The following is a 21,936-nucleotide window of genomic DNA, read 5'->3' as shown; positions in this document are numbered from 1 at the left end:
TTAATGCCGCGGCTGATACGCCGCTGGCAAAGAGCACCGGCAGTCAGACAGGCTTTTCGGGCCGTTCGGCGGCCGGATTATTCAGTTTCCTGAGGACTCGGCATGGGCTGCCCACCGCGAGCACTCCAGCCGGAATGTCCCTGACAACGACGCTTCCCGCCCCCACCACCGAGTTCTCGCCGATTGTCACTCCGGGGCACACGATCACGCCGGCGGCGAGCCAGGCGTTGTCCCGGATTACGATCGGAGCGGCCGATTCCCACCCCGTCCGCCTGGCTTCGAGGTCGTCGACAGGATGCAATGCGGTGACGAGCTGAACCCGCGGGCCGATTTGGACGTGGTCACCGATGGTGATCGAGCCGCAGTCGAGGAAGATCGCGTCGTAGTTGACGAAGCATCCGGCCCCGATCGCGATGCGTGTGCCGTAGTCGCACTGGAAACGCGGCAAGATCTCGGAACCCTCCCCCAGCGATCCGAGTAAGTCATGCAAGACCTGTGCGCTGCCGTCATCGCCGGCGTTGAACAGCGCGAGAAGTCGCTGGCAGGCTTCGCGGTGCGCCACCAATTCGGGATCGTCGGCGCGGTACAACTCGCCGCTCAGCATTCGCTTCCGCTGGCTACTCATCTACCGGTCACCGCCCAATCCCCCGACACCGCACGCCAACCGACGAAAATCACCCGCAGGACGATGAAGCAGCTCAGCCCTGACCAGATTCCGGCGAGCCCCCAGCCGAACTTCAGCGACAGCCAGATCGGCGGCAAGAAGCCGACCAGCGCGCTGATCACGGTGGCCGTACGCATAAACGCGGCGTCGCCGGCGCCCAGCAGAACCCCGTCGAGCGCGAAAACGACTCCCGCCAAGGGCAATTGCGCGACCATGAACCACCACGGCACGCCGACCGCGCTCAGCACCGCGGTGTCGTCGGTGAACAGCCGGGGTAAGACCGAAGCGCCGGCCCCGAAGACGGCGGCCAGTCCGGTCGCCGCGACCGCAGACCACAGTGTGACGCGCCGGGCGGTCGCCGTCGCGAGTCGAATGTCGCCAGCACCCAACGACGCGCCGACCATTGCCTGGGCGGCGATGGCCAACGAATCAAGAACAAGCGCAAGAAAATTCCACAGCTGCAGCACCACCTGATGAGCGGCTAGCGCTGCGGCACCGAACCGAGACGCCACCGCGGCAGCGGAGGCGAAGCACGCCTGGAACGCCAACGTGCGCACGAAAAGGTCGCGCCCGAGCACAATTTGGGCACGCAGCGCAGGACCGTCGACTCGCAGCGGCACCCCTTCTGCCAACAGGGCCCGCGCGAACAATAATGCGGCCAGCCATTGACCGGACAGGTTGGCGACGGCAGAACGGCTGAGTCCCCAACGGGGTAAGCCCAGCCAGCCGTAGACCAGCAGCGGGCACAGCACTGCGGACAGGCCGAACCCGGCGATCACGTAGCGCAATGGACGAACGGTGTCCTGCACGCCGCGCAGCCACCCGTTTCCCGCCAGGGACACCAGGATGGCCGGCGCGCCCGCAATCGCGATACGCAACCACGGCACCGCGGCGTCAGCGATGTCGCGCGAGCCTGCGATGGAAGAGACCACCGGCTCCGCCGCGGCCTGCACCGCCACGATGATCAGCACACCCAGACCGAGCCCCAGCCAGGTCGCCTGCACACCTTCCGCAACCGCCGAGACGCGCTCGCCCGCACCGAAGTAGCGGGCTGCGCGCGCGGTGGTGCCGTAGGACAGAAATGTCAGCTGCGAACCGACCATACCGAGGATCAGTCCGCCGATCGCCAATCCCGCCAGACTCAGTGCGCCGAGCCGACCCACGATCGCGGTGTCGAAAAGCAGATACAGCGGCTCGGCGGCCAGCACTCCGAGGGCCGGGAGCGCCAGCCGCGCTATGTGTCGGCCACCCGGTTGCGACCGGACGGGTTCGCTCACCCCAGAGCGGCGCTCAACGCGGTCACGACGTCGTCGACCGAACCCGTCGTCGAGTAACCGGCGGCGAGTCGGTGACCGCCGCCGCCGAACGACGATGCAACGGCGGACAGGTCGATGTCGGCCTTCGCTCGCATCGAGACCGACCATTGTTGCGGCTCAATCTCTTTGAACACCGCAGCGACTTCTGCCTGCTGAGTGGTGCGGACGATGTCGACGATGCTCTCGACTTCCTCCGGTCGTGCGCTGGCCCATTCCTGGTTGGTGACGACCGCGTACACGAACCCACGACCACCAGCGGCGTCGGGCACCAGCTGTGCCGAGCTCAGCACTCGGGACAGCATGGACAGCCAGGCGAAAGGATGGGTGTCCATCAGCGATCTGGTGATCCCCGCGTTGTCGATGCCCAGCTCGACCAGCCGCGCCGCCAGCCGGTAGGCGCTGGCGCTGGCCCACCGGAACGACCCGGTGTCAGTGGTCAGCCCGGCGTAGAGACAGCACGCCACGTCGGCGTCGATCGGCTTCTCCCACGCGTCGAGCAACTCGGCGACCATCATCGTGGTGGAATCCGCAGACGGCTCAACAAAATTCGCGGTGCCGAACAGTTGGTTCGACGCGTGGTGGTCGATGACCAGGACCTCGTGGCCCGGACCGACCATGTCCCGCAGGTCGCCGAGCCGGTTGACGCTCGGAATGTCCACCGTGACAACGAGATCGACATCCCGTCGCATCGCAGCGGGGTCGACTAGAAGATGCTTACCGGGCAGCAGAGACAACGACTCGGGAAGCGCGGCAGGTGCGGCGAAGCTCACCTCGACCGACTTGCCGCACCGATCGAGCACCAGACCCAGCGCCAGGCCGGCACCGATCGTGTCGGCGTCGGGATGCACATGACAAACGACTCCGACCGAGGCCGCGGCATCGATCACGTGCGCCGCGCCGGCGGCGTCGACGCGTTGTGCCGCCGCCGATTCAGTCTTCGCGTTGATCGTCGTCACCGGCGCCTTTCCCCTTATCGGTTAATGCCCCCGTGCTGATTTGCCCGGCTCCACCTCGGGCCGCTTCACGGCCCGCATCGTCGCCGAGCGAAACGTCGTCGTCATCGGTCGTGCGGTACGGATCGGCATCACCGGCCGGCGTGGCGCCCTGCCGGACGCGTGCCAGGTCGGCGTCTGCCGCCCGTGCGCGCGCCAGCAACTCCTCCATCTTCTGCACGGAGTCGGACACCGTGTCCCGGCTGAAGCTCAACGTCGGCGTGAAACGCACCCCGGTACCGGCCCCAACCTTGCTGCGCAGGACGCCCTTTGCGCGTTCCAACGCCGCCGCGGCCCCGTCATAATCGGGTTCGTCGTCGAGAGTGGAGCCCATCACCGTGTAGTACAGCGTCGCGTCGTGCAGGTCGCCGGACAACTTGGCGTCGACGATGGTGACTCCGACCAGGCCGGGATCCTTGATCTCGTACTCGATTGCCGAGGCGACGATCTCGGAGATCCGCTTGGCCAGCCGGCGCGCCCGCGCCGGGTCAGCCATGCCGAAGGTTCAGCTTGTCGGAGCTCATAGGCCTAAACGCGCTCCTTCTCGACCAGCTCGTAGGTCTCGATGACGTCGCCCTCTTTGAGGTCGGAGTAGGTCAGCGTCAAACCACATTCGTAGCCTTCGCGAACCTCGGTGACATCGTCCTTCTCCCGGCGCAACGAGGACACCGTGAGGTTCTCGGCAACCACGATGTTGTCGCGAAGCAGACGGGCCTTGGCGTTGCGGCGCACCACGCCGGACTGCACGAGGCAACCGGCGATGATGCCGACCTTGGAGGACCGGAACAACGCGCGGATTTCGGCGCGACCCAGCTGGTTCTCTTCGTAGATCGGCTTGAGCATGCCCTTGAGCGCACTCTGGATCTCGTCGATGGCCTGGTAGATCACCGAGTAGTAGCGAATGTCCACGCCTTCGCGGTTGGCCAGCTCGGTGGCTTTGCCTTCCGCTCGAACGTTGAACCCGATGATGATCGCGTCCGAAGCCGACGCCAAGTTGACGTTGGTCTCGGTGACGCCACCGACACCGCGGTCGATGACCCGCAGCGCGACCTCGTCGTCGATCTCGATCCCCAGCAGCGCTTCTTCCAGAGCTTCGACGGTTCCGGAGTTGTCGCCCTTCAGGATCAGGTTCAGCTGGCTGGTCTCCTTCAGCGCGGCGTCCAGGTCGTCCAGGCTGATGCGCTTGCGCGAGCGTGCCGCCAAAGCGTTTCGCTTGCGGGCGCTACGCCGGTCGGCGATCTGGCGTGCGATGCGGTCCTCGTCGACGACGAGCAGATTGTCACCGGCGCCGGGCACTGAGGTGAACCCGATGACCTGGACGGGACGCGACGGCAGCGCCTCTTCGACGTCGTCGCCGTGCTCGTCGACCATTCGGCGGACGCGCCCGTAGGCGTCGCCGGCCACGATCGAGTCCCCCACCCGCAGCGTTCCGCGCTGGATCAGCACCGTGGCCACCGGGCCGCGACCCCGGTCGAGGTGTGCTTCGATCGCCACACCCTGGGCTTCCATGTCGGGATTGGCCCGCAGGTCCAGTGCGGCGTCAGCGGTCAGCAGTACTGCTTCCTCCAGCGCCTCGATGTTGGTGCCTGCCTTCGCGGAGATGTCGACGAACATCGTGTCGCCACCGAAGTCCTCTGCCACCAGACCGTATTCGGTGAGCTGGGCCCGGATCTTGGCCGGGTCGGCGCCCTCCTTGTCGATCTTGTTGACCGCCACCACGATTGGCACGTCGGCCGCTTGCGCGTGGTTGATCGCCTCCACCGTCTGCGGCATGACGCCGTCGTCGGCGGCGACCACCAGGATCGCGATGTCGGTGGCCTTGGCACCGCGGGCACGCATGGCGGTGAACGCCTCGTGACCCGGGGTGTCGATGAAGGTGATCGGCCGTTCGGTGCCTTCGAAGTCGACGGTCACCTGGTAAGCGCCGATGTGCTGGGTGATGCCACCGGCCTCGCCCTCACGGACGCTGGCGTTTCGGATGGTGTCCAGCAGTCGCGTCTTGCCGTGGTCGACGTGACCCATCACGGTCACCACCGGCGGCCGGGTCTGCAGGTCTTCCTCGCCGCCTTCGTCCTCGCCGTAGGTGAGGTCGAAGGACTCCAGCAGCTCGCGGTCCTCGTCCTCGGGGCTCACGACCTGCACGACGTAGTTCATCTCGCTGCCGAGCAGTTCGAGGGTCTCGTCGCCGACAGACTGAGTCGCGGTCACCATCTCGCCGAGGTTGAACAGCGCCTGCACCAGCGATGCCGGGTTGGCGTCGATCTTCTCGGCGAAGTCAGACAGCGACGCGCCGCGAGCCAGGCGAATGGTTTCACCGTTCCCGTGCGGCAACCGCACGCCGCCGACGACCGGCGCCTGCATGTTTTCGTATTCGGCGCGTTTTGCCCGCTTCGACTTGCGGCCCCGTCGCGGAGCACCACCAGGACGCCCGAACGCACCAGCGGCACCGCCGCGCTGACCGGGGCGTCCACCGCCGCCACCACCGCCGGGACGGCCGCGGTAGCCGCCGCCTCCAGGCGGGGCACCGACTCCGCCGCCACCACCGCCGCCGCGGTAGTTACCGCCACCGCCGCCGCCGGGGCGTCCACCGCCGGCGGGAGCACCTGGTCGGCCGCCAGGACCACCGGGCCGCGGACCGCCCGGGCGGGGCGGGCGACCGGCTGCGGCCGGACGAGGAGGCATGTTGCCAGGTGAGGCCCCACCCGGTCGGGGGGCGCCGGGACGCGGCGCACCCGGCCGGGGGGCCTGAGGCCGCGGCATGGCGGGCCGCTCGACGGGTTGTGCAGACGAGAACGGGTTGTTACCAACGCGCGGGGTCCGGGCGGCCGGCTTCGGGGCGGCCGGGCGCGGACCCGGCGTCGGACCGGGACGGGTCGGGCTAGGCCCGGGAGTCGCCGTCGCAGCCGGCGGTTGTTGGATCGGCGCGGCCGGTGCTTGGGCTGCAGGCGCCGGCGCGGCCGGCGGCGCAGGTGCTGGGGTTGGCGCGGGCGCCGTGGGCCTCGGGGCCCCCGGCTTGGCCGTGGTGGCTTTGGCGGCGGGCTTTGCGGCCGCCGCGCCGTTGCCGGATGTCTTCTCCGGGGCGGGCTTGCCGCCGCCGAACGATTCCCGCAGTCGACGCGCGACGGGCGCTTCGACTGTCGAGGACGCTGATTTAACGAATTCGCCCTGCTCGCCTAGCCGAGCGAGGACTTCCTTACTGGTGACACCGAGTTCCTTAGCCAACTCGTGTACACGGGCCTTGCCTGCCACTACATCTCCTGTCTATGAGGCGACAGCGGTGGTAGGCCGCGCCTCGGGTACTAGCTATGACGCATGGTCATCGGGACTTCACGGTGTGCTCATGTTCTTTGCTGCCTGTTCTGTTGGCGGGATGGTCGGACCCATCGAGGAGTTCGATGTGCTCGACCACCGCTGACGTTTCCGGCGTGCCGGCGATGCGCAACGCTCGAGCGAAAGCTCGCCGCCGGATTGCTTCTGTGGCGCACTGTGGAACGGGATGCAGCCAAGCACCCCGCCCCGGCAGAGTACCTGCTGGGTCAACGGTCACGGCGTATTTACCGTTCCCCGTCGACACAGCCACCACTCGGAGCAGTTCAACGGCCAACTCTCGCTTTCGGCAACCGACGCACGTCCGTACCGGTCCTTCGGTACGTCGGTGCGCCGAGGCTGAAGACTCGCGCTGGATCACGGCTTAGTTTACCTGCATCCAACCGGTGGTCAGAACCCCCCGCGGCGTCCGCGCGGCTAGCCGTCGTGTGCTATCTGCTCAGGTGCGGAGTCCTGGGAGTGCGCGGTATCGCCGTCGGGTGAGTCGCCGCGGATGTCGATCCGCCAGCCGGTCAGACGGGCGGCCAGCCGGGCATTTTGGCCTTCCTTACCGATCGCCAAGGACAGCTGGAAGTCGGGCACCACGACCCGCGCGGCCCGCGCGTTCTGGTCGATGACGGTCACCGACACCACCTTGGCCGGCGACAACGCATTGGCGACGAAGCGTGCCGGATCGTCGTCGAAGTCGATGATGTCGATCTTCTCCCCGGACAACTCGCTCATCACATTGCGCACCCGCTGTCCCATCGGGCCGATGCAGGCGCCTTTGGCATTGAGGCCCGGTACCCGCGATGTGACCGCGATCTTGGAGCGGTGCCCCGCTTCCCGTGCCACCGCGACAATCTCCACCGATCCGTCGGCGATTTCGGGGACTTCCAGCGAGAACAGCTTGCGGACCAGGTTGGGGTGGGTGCGAGACAGTGTGATCACCGGCTCGCGGGCACCCCGGCTGACACCGACGACGTAGCAGCGCAGCCGGTCCCCATGTTCATACGCCTCGCCGGGAACCTGTTCCGCGGCGGGGATCACGCCCTCGGAGCCTTTGGTCTCGCTGCCCATCTGCACGACGACCAACCCGCGCGAGTTGGCCCGACTGTCGCGCTGGATCACCCCAGCGACGATCTCACCCTCGTGGGTGGAGAACTCGCCGTAGGTGCGCTCGTTCTCGGCGTCACGCAGGCGCTGCAGCATCACCTGGCGTGCGGTAGTCGCCGCGATGCGGCCAAACCCTTCCGGCGTGTCCTCCCACTCGCTGAGCACGTTGCCGTCTTCGTCGACCTCGCGCGCCAGCACCCGGACCGAACCCGATTTGCGGTCGATGTCGATGTGCGCGTCGGGCTGATGTCCTTCGGTGTGGCGGTAAGCGCTCAGCACCGCGGCCTTGACGTCTTCGAGCAGGTCGTCGAAGGAGATCCCGCGCTCGACCACTATCGCGTGTAGAGCGGCCATGTCGATGTTCATTCGCCGCTCCTCCTCATCGCTGTTCTCTGCATCGTCGCCGACGGGTTCATTCGCCCTCCGCACGTCGATCGACACCAGCCAACTCCAGCTCTCGCTGAGGTGGCGGCGAAAACTCGACTTGGACAACGGCTTTGGCGACTTCGCCGAGCGCGATCGGGCGAACCGTCCAGTCGCGGCCATCGCGTACCACAACATTCACCGTGCCCTCGATGGTCTCGCCGACGCGGCCGGTCACGTGCGACCCGTCCGTCAGCGCCATGTCGACCTTGCGGCCACGGGCCCGGCGGAAGTGCTTTTCGCTGGTCAACGGGCGATCGACGCCGGGCGAACTGACTTCCAGGACGTAGGCGCCGGCGATCTCGCGTTCGGCGTCCAACAGGCTGGAGGCTGACCGGGACAGCTCGGCGACGGTGTCCAAATCGAGCGCCTTGTCGCCGTCGGCGATGACGGTTATCCGCGGCGGTTGGGACCGCTGATCGATGACGACGTCTTCGATTTCGTATCCGGCGCGCGCGAACTCACCATCGAGCAGCTCGATCACCTGCGTCTGCGACGGTAGGCCGGTGGCCACAGCGAGCTCCTCATCTTGAGTTGTCCGGTCGGTCAGACCTGCGGCGCCGAAGATCCGACGGTCGCAAGGGACTGTTTTCCAACGATACGCCAGGAATGCGCCGTAATACGTGATCGTGTTCGAGGTCCGCCGGCGTTACAACCTCCGGTCGCGCCGATGGCAGGATATGGCAATGCTTCGCGCCGAGCCGGGATTCGTCGCCGCCGTCAATAGACGACGGGCACTCACGGGTGGCATCGCCCTTGCTGCCTTGGCGATCTCTGCGCCCGCGTGCAGCTCACCACCCGCACCGGCGCCGACCGTCGACGACCTCGAAGAACAGCTGAGCCTGGCACATCACGACAGCGAGTTGGCCGCGGCGGCCGCCGTCGGTGCGGATGACCAAGCCGGCAGAGCACTCAAGCAGGTCGCTGCGGAACGCTCACAGCACGCGGAGGCCCTCACGGCCGAGATCAAGCGCGTAGCCCCGACGTCGTCTTCGGCGACGAGTCCCACAACGACGACGACCACGACGACGGCCGCGGCGGCGCCCGCGCCCCCGCTGGCCTCGGTCGTTGACGCGCTCAAGGCGTCCGCGGACAGCGCCCGTCAGCTGGCGAGCACGTCGTCGGGCTATCGCGCCGGGTTGCTCGGATCGATCGCGGCGTCGTGCACCGCGTCGTACACCGTCGCGCTTGTCTTTGGAGCAGCCGCGTCGTGACCTCCACGGAGCCGTCGACTGCCAACACCGCCGCCGACAAGGCGCTGTGTGATGCGCTGGCTAACGAGCACGCCGTCGTCTACGGCTACGGCGTCGTCTCGGCGCGCTGCGCCCCGGAGGTGAACAAGCTGGTGTCGTCCGCGCTGAGCCAACATCGAGACAGGCGCGACCGGGTGATCACGATGCTGTCCGGGCGTTCGGTGCAGGGCCCGGTGGCGGCCGCCGGCTATCAACTGCCGATGCCGGTGATCACTCCGTCGGACGCGGAGAAGCTTGCTGTGCGGATGGAACAGGACACCGAAGCCGTCTGGCGGGTCTTCGTCGAGCAGGCACAAAGCAATGATGATCGGACGTTCGGTGTCACGGCCCTGACCCAGAGCGCGGTGCTGGCGGCGCGCTGGAGGCAGCAGCTCGGCGAGTGGCCGATCACGACGGCCCTTCCCGGCTCCGACTAGTCAGCCGGCGATGGCCGTGGTGATCTCGGTGGCCAGCCCGGCGCCGGCGATGAGCTCACGGTTCTCGCCGCTGAAACGGTTGCGCAACTCGACCTTCCCGTCCGCCCAGCCACGGCCCACCACGACAATCCACGGCACACCGAGCAACTCGGCGTCTTTGAATTTCACCCCCGGCGACGCGGTGCGGTCGTCGAGCAACACCTCGAGGCCGAGCCGGTCGAGGTCGGTGGCCAGCGAGGTAGCCCCGGTCCGCGCTTCGGCGTCCTTGTTGGCGATCACCAGGTGGACGTCGAACGGCGAGATCTCGGCGGGCCAGCGCAGCCCCAACTCGTCGTGTTGCTGTTCGGCGACGACCGCCACCAGCCGAGACACCCCGACGCCGTAGGAGCCCATGGTCAGCCGCACCGGTTTGCCGTCCTCGCCCAGCACGTCGACCGTGAACGCATCGGTGTACTTGCGGCCGAGCTGGAAGATGTGCCCGATCTCGATGCCCCGGGCGGCGACCAGGACCCCGGCGCCGTCGGGCGACGGATCGCCGTCGCGCACTTCTGCCGCCTCGATGGTGCCGTCGGCGACGAAGTCGCGTCCGGCTACCAGGCCGACGACGTGCTTGCCCTTTTCGTCCGCACCGGTGATCCAGCTGGTGCCGTCGACCACCCGCGGGTCCACCAGGTAACGAACACCGTTGTCCAGCAACGCTTTCGGACCGATATATCCCTTCACCAGGAACGGGTATTTGGCGAAGTCCTTGTCGTCGAGCGGCGCGTATTCGGCCGGGTCGAGCGCTGCGCTCAGTCGCTTGTCGTCGACCTCGCGGTCACCGGGCAGCCCCACGCCCAGCAGCTCCCAATCGCCGCCCGGCTGGCGCACTTTCACCAGAACGTTCTTCAAGGTGTCGGCCGCGCTGACCGTGCGACCCAGGCCGGCGCCGTTGGCCCACTCGACCAAGGTTGCGATCGTCGGGGTGTCGCCGGTGTCGTAGACCACGGCGTCGGGCTGGCCGTCGAGCGGCAGACTCTCCGGGCGCGCGGTCACAACGGCTTCGACGTTGGCGGCGTAGCCGGATTGTGGGCACCGCACGAAGGTGTCCTCGCCGATCGGGCTCTCGGCCAGGAATTCCTCGGAGGCCGAACCGCCCATCGCGCCCGATACCGCCGACACGATCACGTAATCGATGTTCAGCCGGGCGAAGATCCGTTGGTAGGCCTCACGGTGTGCGTGATAAGCGTTCTTGAGGCCGGCCTCGTCGACGTCGAAGGAGTACGAATCCTTCATGACGAATTCGCGGCCGCGGAGAATGCCGGCGCGCGGGCGGGCTTCATCGCGGTACTTGGTCTGGATTTGGTAGAGCGTCAGCGGGAAGTCCTTATAGGAGCTGTACTCCCCCTTGACCGTCAGCGCGAAGAGCTCCTCGTGAGTGGGCCCGAGCATGTAGTCGTTGCCGCGACGATCCTTGAGCCGGAACACCCCGTCGCCGTATTCGGTCCACCGATTCGTGGTTTCGTAGGGCGCGCGCGGCAGCAATGCCGGGAACAGGATCTCCTGGCCGCCGATGGCGTTCATCTCTTCGCGCACGACCCGCTCGATGTTGCGCAGCACCCGTAGACCCAGCGGCAGCCAGCTGTACAGACCCGGCGCGATCGGCCGCACGTAGCCGGCTCGGATCAACAGCTTGTGGCTGGCGACTTCGGCTTCGGCGGGGTCGTCGCGCAGAGTGCGCAGGAACAGCTCGGACATCCGGGTGATCACAGCGCGCAAGCCTAGCGGCGATCGCGAGCGCGGCCGCAGGCCGGGCGATGCGGGTCGACGCCGTCAGGCACCGTGTGGTGAGTGGAGCGGCCAAACAGCAACCACGGCTGCGATCCGGATGGGATGACAGCCGTGGCTTCTGTTTCGCGTCGGCAGCTAGAGCTCGCCGGCGTCGATGGCGTCTTTGACCTCTTGCGCGTGCGCCACCTGCTCGGCGGTGTAGCCGATGAACAGCGAGACCCCGCCGACGATGATCGCGACGCCCGCCACCCACAGCAGCCCATAGGTGTAGCCATGGTCGAGTGCGTGCAGCTGCGCGGCGTTCATGTTCTTCACCGGTCCGTTGGTGCCGCCGAGGTACAGGGTGCGTGACGTGATGACGGCCTGGATGACCGCGAGAACGACCGGGCCACCGAGGTTTTGCAGCATCAGCGCGATCGCCGAGGTCGGTCCGATCTGGTCGAAGCCGACACCCGCGATGGCCGACAGCGCGACCGGGACCACGATCATGCCGATGCCGATACCGGCGATCACGACCGGCACGATGAGGTTCGGGAAGTACGGCATGCTGCCGTTGAAGGTCGAGCCGTAGATCATCGCGCCGACCACCAAGGCACCGCCGGCGATGACCACGACCCTGGGCTGGAAACGGGACACCAGCTGCGACGAGCCGCCCAGCCCGATGCCCATCGCGATAGCGAACGGGATGAAGCCGACACCGGCGCGCAGGGCGCTGTAACCCATGATGTCCTGCACGTAGATGGCGACCAGCACGGTAACGGTGAACAAGACGCCGCCCGCCATGAAGATCGCGATGAAGGTGGCCAGGCGGTTGCGGTCGAAGAACAACCGGAACGGCACGACAGGGTTTTCGGCGGTGCGCTCGACCCATGCGAAGGCGCCGAACGCGACGAGACCGATGGCGGCAGCGCCGAGGGTGGTGACCGAAATCCAGCCCTTCTCCGGGCCCGTCGAGAACGCGAACACCGCCGCGGTGCAGGCCAGGGTCGCCAGCACGGCGCCCGCCGCGTCGAGCTTCATCCGCTCGCGGTTGGTCTCCCGCAGCGCGGTGCGGGCCAGGTAGATCATCACCAGCCCGATCGGGACGTTGACCAGGAATGCGAGCCGCCACGACAACTCGGTGAGCGCGCCACCGACAACCAGTCCCCCGACAGACCCGACGCCGGTCATCGCGCCGAACACCGCAGTGGCGGCGTTGCGCGCCGGCCCCTTGGCGAACGTCGTCGCCACCAGCGCGAAGCCAGTCGGTGACGCGATCGCGGCCCCGACGCCCTGCAGCAGCCGCGCGATCACCAGCGTCACGTCGTTCCAAGCGATTCCGCACAGCGCCGAGGCAATGGTGAACAGCGTGACGCCGACGATGAACGTTCGCTTGCGGCCAATGGTGTCGCCCAGACGCCCGCCCAGCAGCATCAGGCCGCCGAAGGTCAGCACATATGCGGTAATGACCCAGCTACGGCCAGCGTCGGAGAGGCTCAGCTCATTCTGGATCTTGGGAAGCGCGACGATGGCAATCGTGCCGTCCATGGTCGCCATCAGCTGCATGCCGGCGATGGCGATGACGGCAGCGAAGAACCGCCGCGTCGGCATCCACGGCGCCGACTTGGTCGGCCCGGCTGGCTCGGTTTGTTTTCGGGCGGTCTTTTCTGGGTGCGTATCGGGCATGTGAACTGCTCGCTTCGAGGGTTCAGTCGTCCAACGTTGGACAGCCCGCTCTGCATCGTTGAGAGCCGTCATAAGAACTTACCCTACAGTAATCTTAGGGATCTTTTAAATGCCGAAGGCCGCCACCGAGCCAATAACGATGATTGCGGGAGGTCGAATGCCCTCCGAACGGATCTTTTCCGGCGCGTCCGCCAGCGTGGCCCGCAAGGTGTGCTCCGCGGCCGTCGTGCCCTGTTGAACCACAACGACCGGTGTATCCGCAGGTCGACCGCCTTTTAGTAGAACCTCGGCAAAGAGTTCTATCCGCTCGACGGCCATCAGCAAAACGATGGTCCCGGTCATTGCTGCCAAAGCATCCCAATTCACTAACGATTCGGGATGGTCTGGTGCGAGGTGCCCGCTGACCACCACGAACTCGTGATTGATCGCGCGGTGGGTGACCGGCACGCCGGCCGAGGCGGGCACCGCGATGGCGCTGGTCACACCGGGCACGACCGTCACCGGGACACCTGCGTCAGCGCAGGCCAGCACCTCCTCGTAGCCGCGAGCGAAAACGAATGGATCGCCGCCCTTGAGGCGCACCACGAAGTGGCCGGCCCGCGCCCGCTCGATCATCACGGCGTTGATCGCGTCCTGGGCCATCGCGCGGCCGTACGGGATTTTCGCCGCATCGATCACCTCCACGTTCGGCGCCAGCTCGGCGAGCAACTCCGGTGGTGCCAGCCGGTCGGCGACCACCACGTCGGCCTGGGCGAGCAGCCGCCGGCCGCGCACGGTGATCAACTCCGGATCGCCAGGGCCCCCGCCGATCAGCGCCACACCGCCGCGGATCACGTCGTTGTTCTCGAAGCTCTCGGGAGAAATCACGCCCTGCTGCAGCGCCTCGCGGATCGCCGAGCGGATTCCGGCGGAGCGTCGGTGCTCACCGCCGGCCAGCACGCCGACGGACAAGCCGGCGTACTCGAACGACGCCGGCGTCACCGCGCTGCCGTCGATCGCGATGTCGGCCCGCACGCAGAAGATGCGGTTGCGGTCGGCCTCGGCGACGATTGCCGCGTTCACCTGCGGGTCGTCGGTGGCAGCGATGGCGTACCAGGCACCGCTCAGGTCACCGTCGCGGTATTCGCGCAGCGACAACGTGATTCCGGTCATCGCCTCGACCGACTGGGTCGCGCTTCGGCTGATGACATGGACGTCGGCGCCACTAGCCACCAGGAGCGGAAGCCGCCGCTGCGCGACGCTCCCGCCGCCGACCATGACGACCTTCTTGCCGGCCAACCGCAGCCCGACCAGGTACGGGTTTTCGGGTGTGGTCACTTGTCGATCCTGGGTCCGTCCGTCGACGATGCAGGCGGCACGGCCGCCTGAGGTGGGGGTACCTCCCGCTCGCGGGGGAGATACGGACTCGTCAAACGAAGCATCGGTACGTGCGGGACGCCGTCGTCCAGAAAGTCGTCGCCGTCGCGAACAAATCCGTGCTGGGCATACATGTCCGCTAGATATACCTGAGCATCGATCCGACACGGGTAGTCGCCGACTTCGGCCAGCGCGGCGCGCAGAAGCCGAGTGGTGTGCCCCTCGCCGCGAGCGCTGCGTTTGGTGCACAACCGCCCGAGCCGGAACGCCTTGTGACCGCCCGCGTGCTCCTCCATCAGTCGCAACGTGCAGATCACCTCTCCGTCGGGACCACCGAGCCAGAAGTGACGTGTCTCGGGAAACAAGTCCCGCCCGTCGAGTTCGGGGTATGGGCGGGCCTGCTCGACCACAAAGACCTCCACTCGCAGCTTCAAGATCGCGTAAAGGGTCGGAACGTCAAGATCTTTCGCCCACGCTCGGTGCAATGCCGCGGTCATGCTTCCAGCTCCAGAGCTTTGGCGGTCCACGACCGTAGCTCCTCGTACAGTGCCGGCTCCCGGGACAATGTCACGCCCAGCGACGGCACCATCTCTGTCAGAGTAGGTACCCAGGTGTGATACCGCTCGGGGAAGCAGCGCTGCAGAACGTCGAGCATTGCCGACACGGCGACCGATGCCCCGGGCGAGGCACCAAGTAGTCCGGCAATGCTGCCGTCCGCCGCGGCAAGCACCGAGGTGTCGAATTCGAGCCGGCCGCCGCGGCGTCTGTCGGGCCGAATGACTTGAACCCGTTGCCCGGACGCAATCATGCTCCAGTCGGAAGCCGCTGCGCTGGGCGCGAATTCACGAAGGGCCTCGATGCGGTGCGACGTCGTCACACCCAGCTGGCCGATCAGGTAGCGAAGGAGTTCGAGTTCGCCGAGCCCGGCCCCGGCGACGGTCGCCAGATTGCCAGGCCGAACCGACCGCGGTAAGTCGCCCGCGCGGCCCTGCTTGAGAAATTTTGGCGACCACCCCGCGAACGGCCCGAACATCAACCACGGCCTGCCGTTGACGATCCGGGTGTCCAGATGTGGCGCAGTCATCCCCGGCGCCCCGGGCGCCGGCAGCCCGTACACCTTGGCTCGGTGCAGGCCGGTGATCGCCGGGTTGCCGCTGCGCAGGAATCTACCGCCGACCGGAAAGCCGCCGAAGCCTTTGACCTCCTCGATGCCGGACTTCTGCAGCAACGGCAGCGCCTGTCCCCCGGCGCCGACGAAAACGAATGCGGCATCGAGCTTTTGGCGTTCAGCGGTGCGGCGGTTGAGGATGCTCAACGTCCAGCCGCCCTCGCGTCGGCGGCTCAGGTCGCGCACCTCGTGGCCGAACCACACGATGGTCCCGTTGCGGACGCCGTAGCCGATCAGTTGGCGGGCCAGCGCACCGAAGTCGACGTCAGTTCCTTCCACGGCCCAATTGAGCGCGACGGGTTCGGAGAAGTCCCTCCCAGCGGCCATATACGGCAGCCGGCTAGCGAATTCGCCTGCGCCTTCGACCAATTCGTTCCGCGCGAACAGCGGGTTGTCGGCGAGGGCCTCACGCCGGCGACGCAGATAGTCGACACGCTCGGCGCCCTGGACGAAGCTGACGTGCGGAACGGAATTGAGAAAACCGCGTACATCGGAGACCATCCCGTTCTCGGCCGCATAGGCCCAAAACTGCCGGGTGACCTGAAATTGTTCGTTAACCCGCACCGCCTTGGCGATGTCGATGGAACCGTCGGGCCGCTGCGGGGTGTAGAACAGCTCGCACAGCCCGGCGTGTCCGGTGCCGGCGTTGCTCCACGGGTCGCTGCTCTCTGCTGCCGCGCCGTCAAGCCGCTCGACGATGCCGATCGACCAGCCCGGTTCTAGCCGGCGCAACAGCGCGGACAGTGTCGCGCTCATGATGCCGGTCCCGACCAGCACCACGTCGAGCTTGGGGATTGTCGCTGACTGCGGGCCTGGCACCGGGCGGGTCGTCCTTTGCGCTAGAGCGGTTGCCTCGCTGGCAAGGTTATCCGCAGCTGATCCGGCCCGCTGAGCTGCGCACTCTGTCACGCTGACCGACCGTCTCAATGAGGCCGCCACTTGATGGCGACGGCGTGGGTCGCGGCGGTGCCCTACCCGGGCCGGCAGTAGTTGCCCTTAAGCTGGCGTGCGTGAATGGCTGGCAGCCCGACGTCCTGCCGGGCTACTGGCAACTCACCATCCCGCTGGGCGACGACCCCGACGGGGAGGGCGCGATCGACGCAACGCTGTTGCGCCGCGGCGATGCTGATAGCGCGGCAAGCGCCCAGGACGCCGTCCTGGCGGTGCACGGGTACACCGACTACTTTTTCCACACCGAGCTGGCCGACCACTTCGCCGGTCGCGGCATTGCGTTCTACGCACTGGATCTGCGCAAGTGCGGGCGCTCGTCGCGTCCCGGCTTGACGCCCCATTTCACCACCGACTTGCAGCGCTATGACCAGGAACTCGATCGAGCGCTGGAAATCATCGGCGCGGAGACGCAATCGGCACGGGTGCTCGTCTACGGCCATTCAGCCGGCGGGTTGATCGTCTCGTTGTGGCTGGACCGGCTGCGGCAGGGAGGCGCGACCGCCCGGAAACGGGTAACCGGGTTGGTGCTCAACAGCCCGTTCCTTGACCTACCGGGACCCATCCCCTTGCGGTGGCCGCCGACCAGGGCGCTGATTGCCGGCATCGCGCGCTTCGGCGACAAGCGGGTTGCCCGCGCCCCGAGCGGCACCGGTGGCGGTTACGGGGCCAGCCTGCATCGGGATTATCACGGTGAGTTCGACTACAACTTGCAATGGAAACCGTTGGGCGGCTTTCCTATTACCTTCGGCTGGCTCTCCGCGGTGCGAAGCGGCCAGATTAAGCTGCACCGCGGACTCGACGTCGGCGTGCCCAACCTGATCCTGCGCTCCGACCACAGCGTGGTCGAGGCGTCCGACGTGGTCGCACTGCAACGCGGCGACGCGGTCCTCGACGTCAACCACATCGCGCGCTGGGCCGGCTGCATCGGCAACCACAGCACCATCGTCCCCATCGTCGACGCCAAACACGATGTGTTCCTGTCCATCCGGGAACCACGCCAGGTTGCCTACCAACAGCTCGACTCCTGGCTGGACGACCATCTGGGCGCGGCCGACGTCGCGTCGCAGAACCGCTGAAGGGCTACTGCATGGAAAGCTACGACCTCGCGATCATCGGAACAGGTTCCGGCAACAGCATTCTCAACGACTGGTACGCCAAGAAGCGGGTGGCGATCTGCGAGCAGGGCACGTTCGGCGGCACCTGCCTCAATGTGGGATGCATTCCGACCAAGATGTTCGTCTACGCAGCAGAAGTCGCCGGGGCCGTCCGCTCCGCGGCGCGTTACGGGATCGACGCCCACATCGACCGGGTGCGCTGGGACGACATCGTGTCCCGGGTCTTCGGCCGCATCGACCCGATCGCGATCGGCGGTGAAGACTACCGGCGGGCCCAACCCAATGTCGACGTCTACGACGCTCACACCCGGTTCGCCGGGGTGCACGACGACGGCCGATACCTGCTCATCACCGACGACGGAGCGCAGTTCACCGCCGAGAAAGTGGTGATCGCGGCGGGTGCTCGTGCCGTGGTGCCGCCCGCCATTCTCGACTGCGGGGTGCATTACTACACCAGTGACGACATCATGCGAATTGCGGAATTGCCGGAGCATTTGGTGATTGTCGGGGGCGGCTTCGTGGCATGCGAGTTCGCGCACATCTTCTCCGCGCTCGGTGTGCGCATCACGATGGTGATTCGCGGCGGCTCCCTGCTTCGGCATCTCGACGACACCCTGTCGCGGCGATTCACCCGGATCGCATCCAGCAAGTGGGAATTGCGCAGCCATCGCAACATCCTCGGCTCTCATCAGAATGACGCCGGCATCGTTCTCGAGCTCGACGACGGCTCCGAATTGCAGGCCGACGCCGTGCTGGTGGCCACCGGCCGGCGGCCGAACGGTGACCAGTTGGACGCCGAGAAGGCCGGGATCGAGCTCGACGACCGCCGGGTCATCGTCGACCAATACCAGCGAACCTCAGCACGTAACGTTTTCGCGCTGGGCGACGTGTCGTCACCGTACGAACTCAAGCATGTCGCCAACCATGAGGCACGCGTCGTACAGCGAAACCTGCTTTGCGACTGGGACGACACCGCGGCCATGGTTGCCACCGATCATCGTTACGTGCCGGCCGCGGTGTTCACCGACCCCCAGATCGCCTACGTCGGGTTGACCGAGAATGAAGCAGTGGCACAGGGTTTCGACGTGTCTTGCAAAATCCAGGACTACGCCGACGTCGCCTACGGCTGGGCTATGGAAGACACCGACGGCATCGTCAAACTCATTTCGGACTCCAACACCGGGCAACTTCTCGGAGCGCACATCATGGGCCATCAGGCCTCATCGATCATCCAACCGCTGATCCAGGCGATGTCCTTCGGTCTGAGCGCGCACGATATGGCGCGCGGCCAGTATTGGATTCACCCGGGCCTGCCGGAGGTCGTCGAGAACGCACTGCTGGGGCTTTCGGACTGACCTCGTGGCATCCTCGATCTGCGATGTGCTGCCCGCCGCGGCCGCGCTACTCGGAGCAGCGCACCAGACCGACGCCTTCGGCCTGAGCGAGTACGCGGGAGATGTGCGGCGGGTCGTCGTTGTGCTCGTCGACGGCATGGGTTTGCAGTTGCTGCCCGAATTAGCAGACGGCGCACCGTTACTCGCGTCGGTCCTTGCCGGCGAGACGGGCCGCCTGGACGAGTTGGTCTGCACCTTCCCCTCGACGACGCCGACCAGTCTGGCGTCGCTGGGTACCGGGGTCCCACCTGGGCAGCACGGGCTGCTGGGCTTCACCGTCAACGTTCCAGGCACCGACCGGGTGCTCAACCACATTTTCTGGCGGGACGATCCGCCCGCTGCCCGATGGCAACCCGTTCCGACGTGGTTCGAACGCTTGCGGCCGGCAGGCTTCGACGCCCGCGCCGTGCTGCCCGCGCCTTTTATCGGCAGCGGACTGACCGAATCGGCATATCGCGGAGCCCAATTCTGCCCGACAAGCTACGACGACGATTACGCCGATGCCGTGATCCAACAGGTCAGCGACGCAACGGGATTGGTCTACGCCTACACCTCGGCGCTGGACACCGCCGCCCACCTGTTCGGCGTTGGGTCCACCGAGTGGCACGCCGCCGCGACGTATGTCGACTCGCTGCTGGCCCGTGTACTCGACGCGTTGCCACCGGACGCCGCGCTGCTGGTCACCGCCGACCACGGAGGCGTGAACGTGGCTGCCGACGCACGGGTCGACCTGGACGCCGACCCGCGGCTGTCGGCGGGGGTACGGGTGGTCGCCGGCGAGCCGCGGGTCCGCTACCTGCACACCGAACCTGGTGCCGCGCCCGACGTCATCGCCGCCTGGACGGAGCTGCTCGCCGGCCGGGCCGAGATCTACAGCCGTGACAACGCCGTCGCCGCAGGGTTTTTCGGCCCGGTCCGGCCCGAGCACCTGGCCCGCATTGGTGACGTCGTCGTCATCTGTCACGACATCGCGGTGCTGGCGGGTCGACGCGAACCGCCCGAGGTAGCCCAGCTGGTCGGCATGCACGGCGGTGCGACGCCCGTCGAGATGGCGATCCCGCTGATCAGTTTCCGCGGCTGAAGTCGGCCTTGCGCCACGCCGACCGGCGCAAGAGCCGTAATCCGTTGAGGCCGACGATGACGGTCGAGCCCTCGTGCCCGGCGACGCCGAGAGGTAAGGGCAAGGTGCCCAGCAGATCCCAGACAACCAGCACCCCGATGAATGCGGCGGCGATTACCAAGTTCGCGGCCACGACTCGTCGGGCGCGCCGGGACAGGTTGATCGCGGTTGGGATTGTCGTCAGGTCGTCCCGGATCACTACCGCATCGGCCGTCTGGAGTGTGAGATCGGAACCTGCCCCGCCCATGGCAATCCCACAGTTCGCCGCGGCGAGCGCGGGAGCATCGTTGATACCGTCGCCCACTACCGCCAGCTTGCGTCCCACCGCTTGAGCCTCGCGGACGATGCGGACCTTGTCGTCTGGCAACAATTCGCCGTGTACCTCGCGAATACCGATCCGCGCGGCGAGCTGGTTCGCCGCAGTCTGATTGTCGCCGGTCAACAGCATCGGTGGCGTGCCGGTAACGCGCGATGAGGCCTCGACGGCCGCCGCGGCTTCGCTACGTACTTGGTCGCTGATAGCTAGCGCGCCAATCGGATTCGCATCACAGGTGACGATCACTGCGGTGTAACCCTTTGCCTGCAACGTGTCGGCGACCTGCTGGTCAAATGCGCCCGCAACCGAATTCGGCGAGCTCACGCCGATTACGTGATCACTGACCCGGGCAGTGACGCCGCGCCCAGGAGTCGCGACGAAGTCGGTAGCGGCGGGCATCTGGAGGCCATGACCCCGAGCCGCGTCCACGATCGCCGCGGCCAGCGGGTGTTCGCTCGCATGCTCGGCCGCGGCGGCCAGCCGGAGGGTCTGTTCCTCGGTGTAGTTCGGGTCGAGCACGCGGATCTCGACGAGGGCGGGCGTGCCCCGGGTCAACGTGCCGGTCTTATCGAACGCGATCTGCGTGGTGCTACCCAACTCCTCCATCACCACAGCCGATTTGATCAGCACGCCGTGCCGTCCGGCATTGGCGATAGCGGCCAACAACGGTGGCATGGTGGCCAGCACCACCGCACAGGGCGAGGCGACGATCATGAACGTCATCGCCCGTAACAGGGCCTCCTGCAAGCGGTCGCCGCCCAACAGAGGAATCACGAAGACTGCGACGGTGACTGCAACCATGCCGACCGAATACCGCTGTTCGACCTTTTCGATGAACAGCTGAGTGCGCGCTTTCGTCCGGCTGGCCTGCTCGACCAATGACGCGATTCGCGCGACGACGGAGTCTTCGGCGAGACGATCGACGCGGATGTGCAGTGCGCCGGTGCCATTGAGTGTCCCAGCGAATACCTCTTCGCCGGCCGCTTTGTCGACCGGAAGAGGTTCACCGGTGATGGTGGCCTGATCGACTTCGCTAGCTCCCGACAGCACCGTGGCATCGGCGGCGATCCGCTCGCCCGGACGGACGACCACCACGTCGCCGATCCGCAGGGCCGCGGCGGCGACAGTCTCCTCAGAGCCGTCCTCGCTCACCCGTGTTCCCATCTCCGGTGCAAGGTCGAGCAGTCCACGTACCGAGTCCTCGGTTCGCGCCGTCGCCAAGGCCTCCAGCGCGCCTGAGGTCGCGAAGATAACGATCAGCAGTGCACCGTCGGTGATCTGTCCGATCGCCGCGGCGCCGATCGCCGCAACGACCATCAGCAGGTCGACGTCGAGGGTCTTGCCCACCAACGCCTTGAGTCCGGCCAGCCCGGGCTCCCAGCCCCCGGCCAGGTAGCAGCCGAGATACAGCGCCCACCACACCACGCGTGGGGCTTCGGCCAACTGCACAGTCAAACCGGCCAGAAACATCGCCAGAGACAATGCCGCCCAACGCATTTCCCCCAATGCGAACAACCCGGTTCGCCGCGTCGGCACCGTCACGGCAGCGACCCCCGGGCGCTGTGACGTAGTCGTCGGCACCGCCATGGTCCACC

18 protein-coding genes and 1 pseudogene are annotated in these 21,936 nt (G+C 66.9%); 5 read left to right on the top strand and 14 right to left on the bottom strand.

The annotated features are described in order from the left end of the window. Positions 1-43 precede the first annotated feature (43 nt). From MKK62_RS18855 to rimP, 8 genes are all read right to left on the bottom strand, one after another. On the bottom strand, positions 44-625 hold the full coding sequence (locus tag MKK62_RS18855) for a sugar O-acetyltransferase (protein ID WP_240258406.1): 582 nt from the start codon (positions 623-625) through the stop codon (positions 44-46). Next, a complete protein-coding gene (locus MKK62_RS18850; protein WP_240258407.1) occupies positions 622-1,941 on the bottom strand; it encodes an MATE family efflux transporter in 1,320 nt (439 codons plus the stop codon). Before MKK62_RS18850 ends, MKK62_RS18855 begins: the two co-directional genes overlap by 4 nt. After that, a complete protein-coding gene (locus MKK62_RS18845; RefSeq protein WP_240258408.1) occupies positions 1,938-2,936 on the bottom strand; it encodes a DHH family phosphoesterase in 999 nt (332 codons plus the stop codon). The genes MKK62_RS18850 and MKK62_RS18845 overlap by 4 nt, the downstream gene beginning before the upstream one ends. Then, positions 2,911-3,468, bottom strand: coding sequence for a 30S ribosome-binding factor RbfA (rbfA, locus tag MKK62_RS18840; protein ID WP_240258409.1), 558 nt, complete (start codon positions 3,466-3,468; stop codon positions 2,911-2,913). Before rbfA ends, MKK62_RS18845 begins: the two co-directional genes overlap by 26 nt. Before the next feature lie 32 nt (positions 3,469-3,500). Next, entirely contained in the window at positions 3,501-6,221 is a 2,721-nt protein-coding gene (gene infB / locus MKK62_RS18835; RefSeq protein WP_240258410.1) for a translation initiation factor IF-2, read from the bottom strand. 67 nt (positions 6,222-6,288) lie between these two features. Then, entirely contained in the window at positions 6,289-6,546 is a 258-nt protein-coding gene (locus MKK62_RS18830; protein WP_350355763.1) for a DUF448 domain-containing protein, read from the bottom strand. 170 nt (positions 6,547-6,716) lie between these two features. Continuing rightward, the gene (nusA, locus tag MKK62_RS18825; protein ID WP_240258412.1) at positions 6,717-7,760 is read right to left on the bottom strand and encodes a transcription termination factor NusA; all 1,044 of its coding nucleotides are present in this window, start codon (positions 7,758-7,760) and stop codon (positions 6,717-6,719) included. A gap of 46 nt (positions 7,761-7,806) precedes the next feature. Continuing rightward, the gene (gene rimP / locus MKK62_RS18820; RefSeq protein WP_240258413.1) at positions 7,807-8,331 is read right to left on the bottom strand and encodes a ribosome maturation factor RimP; all 525 of its coding nucleotides are present in this window, start codon (positions 8,329-8,331) and stop codon (positions 7,807-7,809) included. Positions 8,332-8,503: 172 nt separating this feature from the next. On the opposite strand from rimP, the gene MKK62_RS18815 reads away from it, so the two are divergent. Both MKK62_RS18815 and MKK62_RS18810 read left to right on the top strand, forming a co-directional pair. Continuing rightward, the gene (locus MKK62_RS18815; protein WP_240258414.1) at positions 8,504-9,031 is read left to right on the top strand and encodes a hypothetical protein; all 528 of its coding nucleotides are present in this window, start codon (positions 8,504-8,506) and stop codon (positions 9,029-9,031) included. Further along, on the top strand, positions 9,028-9,486 hold the full coding sequence (locus MKK62_RS18810) for a ferritin-like domain-containing protein (protein ID WP_240258415.1): 459 nt from the start codon (positions 9,028-9,030) through the stop codon (positions 9,484-9,486). Before MKK62_RS18815 ends, MKK62_RS18810 begins: the two co-directional genes overlap by 4 nt. Here the strand turns inward: MKK62_RS18810 and MKK62_RS18805 are convergent, their stop codons facing one another. From MKK62_RS18805 to mqo, 5 genes and pseudogenes are all read right to left on the bottom strand, one after another. Next, a complete protein-coding gene (locus tag MKK62_RS18805) occupies positions 9,487-11,235 on the bottom strand; it encodes a proline--tRNA ligase (protein WP_240258416.1) in 1,749 nt (582 codons plus the stop codon). A 156-nt stretch (positions 11,236-11,391) separates the two neighbouring features. Beyond that, positions 11,392-12,846, bottom strand: coding sequence for an MFS transporter (locus MKK62_RS18800; RefSeq protein WP_434085102.1), 1,455 nt, complete (start codon positions 12,844-12,846; stop codon positions 11,392-11,394). A 180-nt stretch (positions 12,847-13,026) separates the two neighbouring features. Next, positions 13,027-14,178, bottom strand: coding sequence for a uroporphyrinogen-III C-methyltransferase (gene cobA, locus MKK62_RS18795; RefSeq protein WP_240264059.1), 1,152 nt, complete (start codon positions 14,176-14,178; stop codon positions 13,027-13,029). Positions 14,179-14,309: 131 nt separating this feature from the next. Further along, a pseudogene (locus MKK62_RS18790) lies at positions 14,310-14,774 on the bottom strand (GNAT family N-acetyltransferase); the annotation flags it as partial. After that, entirely contained in the window at positions 14,771-16,201 is a 1,431-nt protein-coding gene (mqo, locus tag MKK62_RS18785; protein ID WP_240264060.1) for a malate dehydrogenase (quinone), read from the bottom strand. The gene mqo and the pseudogene MKK62_RS18790, both read right to left, overlap by 4 nt. A 254-nt stretch (positions 16,202-16,455) precedes the next feature. Here mqo and MKK62_RS18780 point away from each other — a divergent pair, with 254 nt between their 5' ends. Genes MKK62_RS18780 through MKK62_RS18770 form a run of 3 tightly spaced genes read left to right on the top strand, consistent with a single transcriptional unit; the run spans position 16,456 to position 19,986 of the window. Next, positions 16,456-17,472: an alpha/beta hydrolase gene (locus tag MKK62_RS18780; protein ID WP_240258418.1), complete on the top strand. Its 1,017-nt coding sequence runs from the start codon at positions 16,456-16,458 to the stop codon at positions 17,470-17,472. Positions 17,473-17,483: 11 nt separating this feature from the next. After that, a complete protein-coding gene (gene mtr, locus MKK62_RS18775) occupies positions 17,484-18,866 on the top strand; it encodes a mycothione reductase (protein WP_240258419.1) in 1,383 nt (460 codons plus the stop codon). Between the two features lie 4 nt (positions 18,867-18,870). Next, positions 18,871-19,986 carry an alkaline phosphatase family protein gene (locus MKK62_RS18770; protein ID WP_240258420.1) on the top strand — a complete coding sequence of 372 codons (1,116 nt, stop codon included), beginning with the start codon at positions 18,871-18,873 and terminating at the stop codon, positions 19,984-19,986. On the opposite strand, the gene MKK62_RS18765 is transcribed toward MKK62_RS18770, so the two are convergent. Continuing rightward, positions 19,970-21,928 carry a heavy metal translocating P-type ATPase gene (locus MKK62_RS18765; protein WP_240258421.1) on the bottom strand — a complete coding sequence of 653 codons (1,959 nt, stop codon included), beginning with the start codon at positions 21,926-21,928 and terminating at the stop codon, positions 19,970-19,972. The genes MKK62_RS18770 and MKK62_RS18765 overlap by 17 nt on opposite strands. Positions 21,929-21,936: the final 8 nt, after the last annotated feature.

It is taken from the genome of Mycobacterium paraterrae (assembly GCF_022430545.2).
Taxonomy (GTDB): Bacteria; Actinomycetota; Actinomycetes; order Mycobacteriales; family Mycobacteriaceae; genus Mycobacterium; species Mycobacterium paraterrae.
Note: the sequence above shows the minus strand (reverse complement) of the source record. Positions and strands in the feature narration are given on the sequence as shown.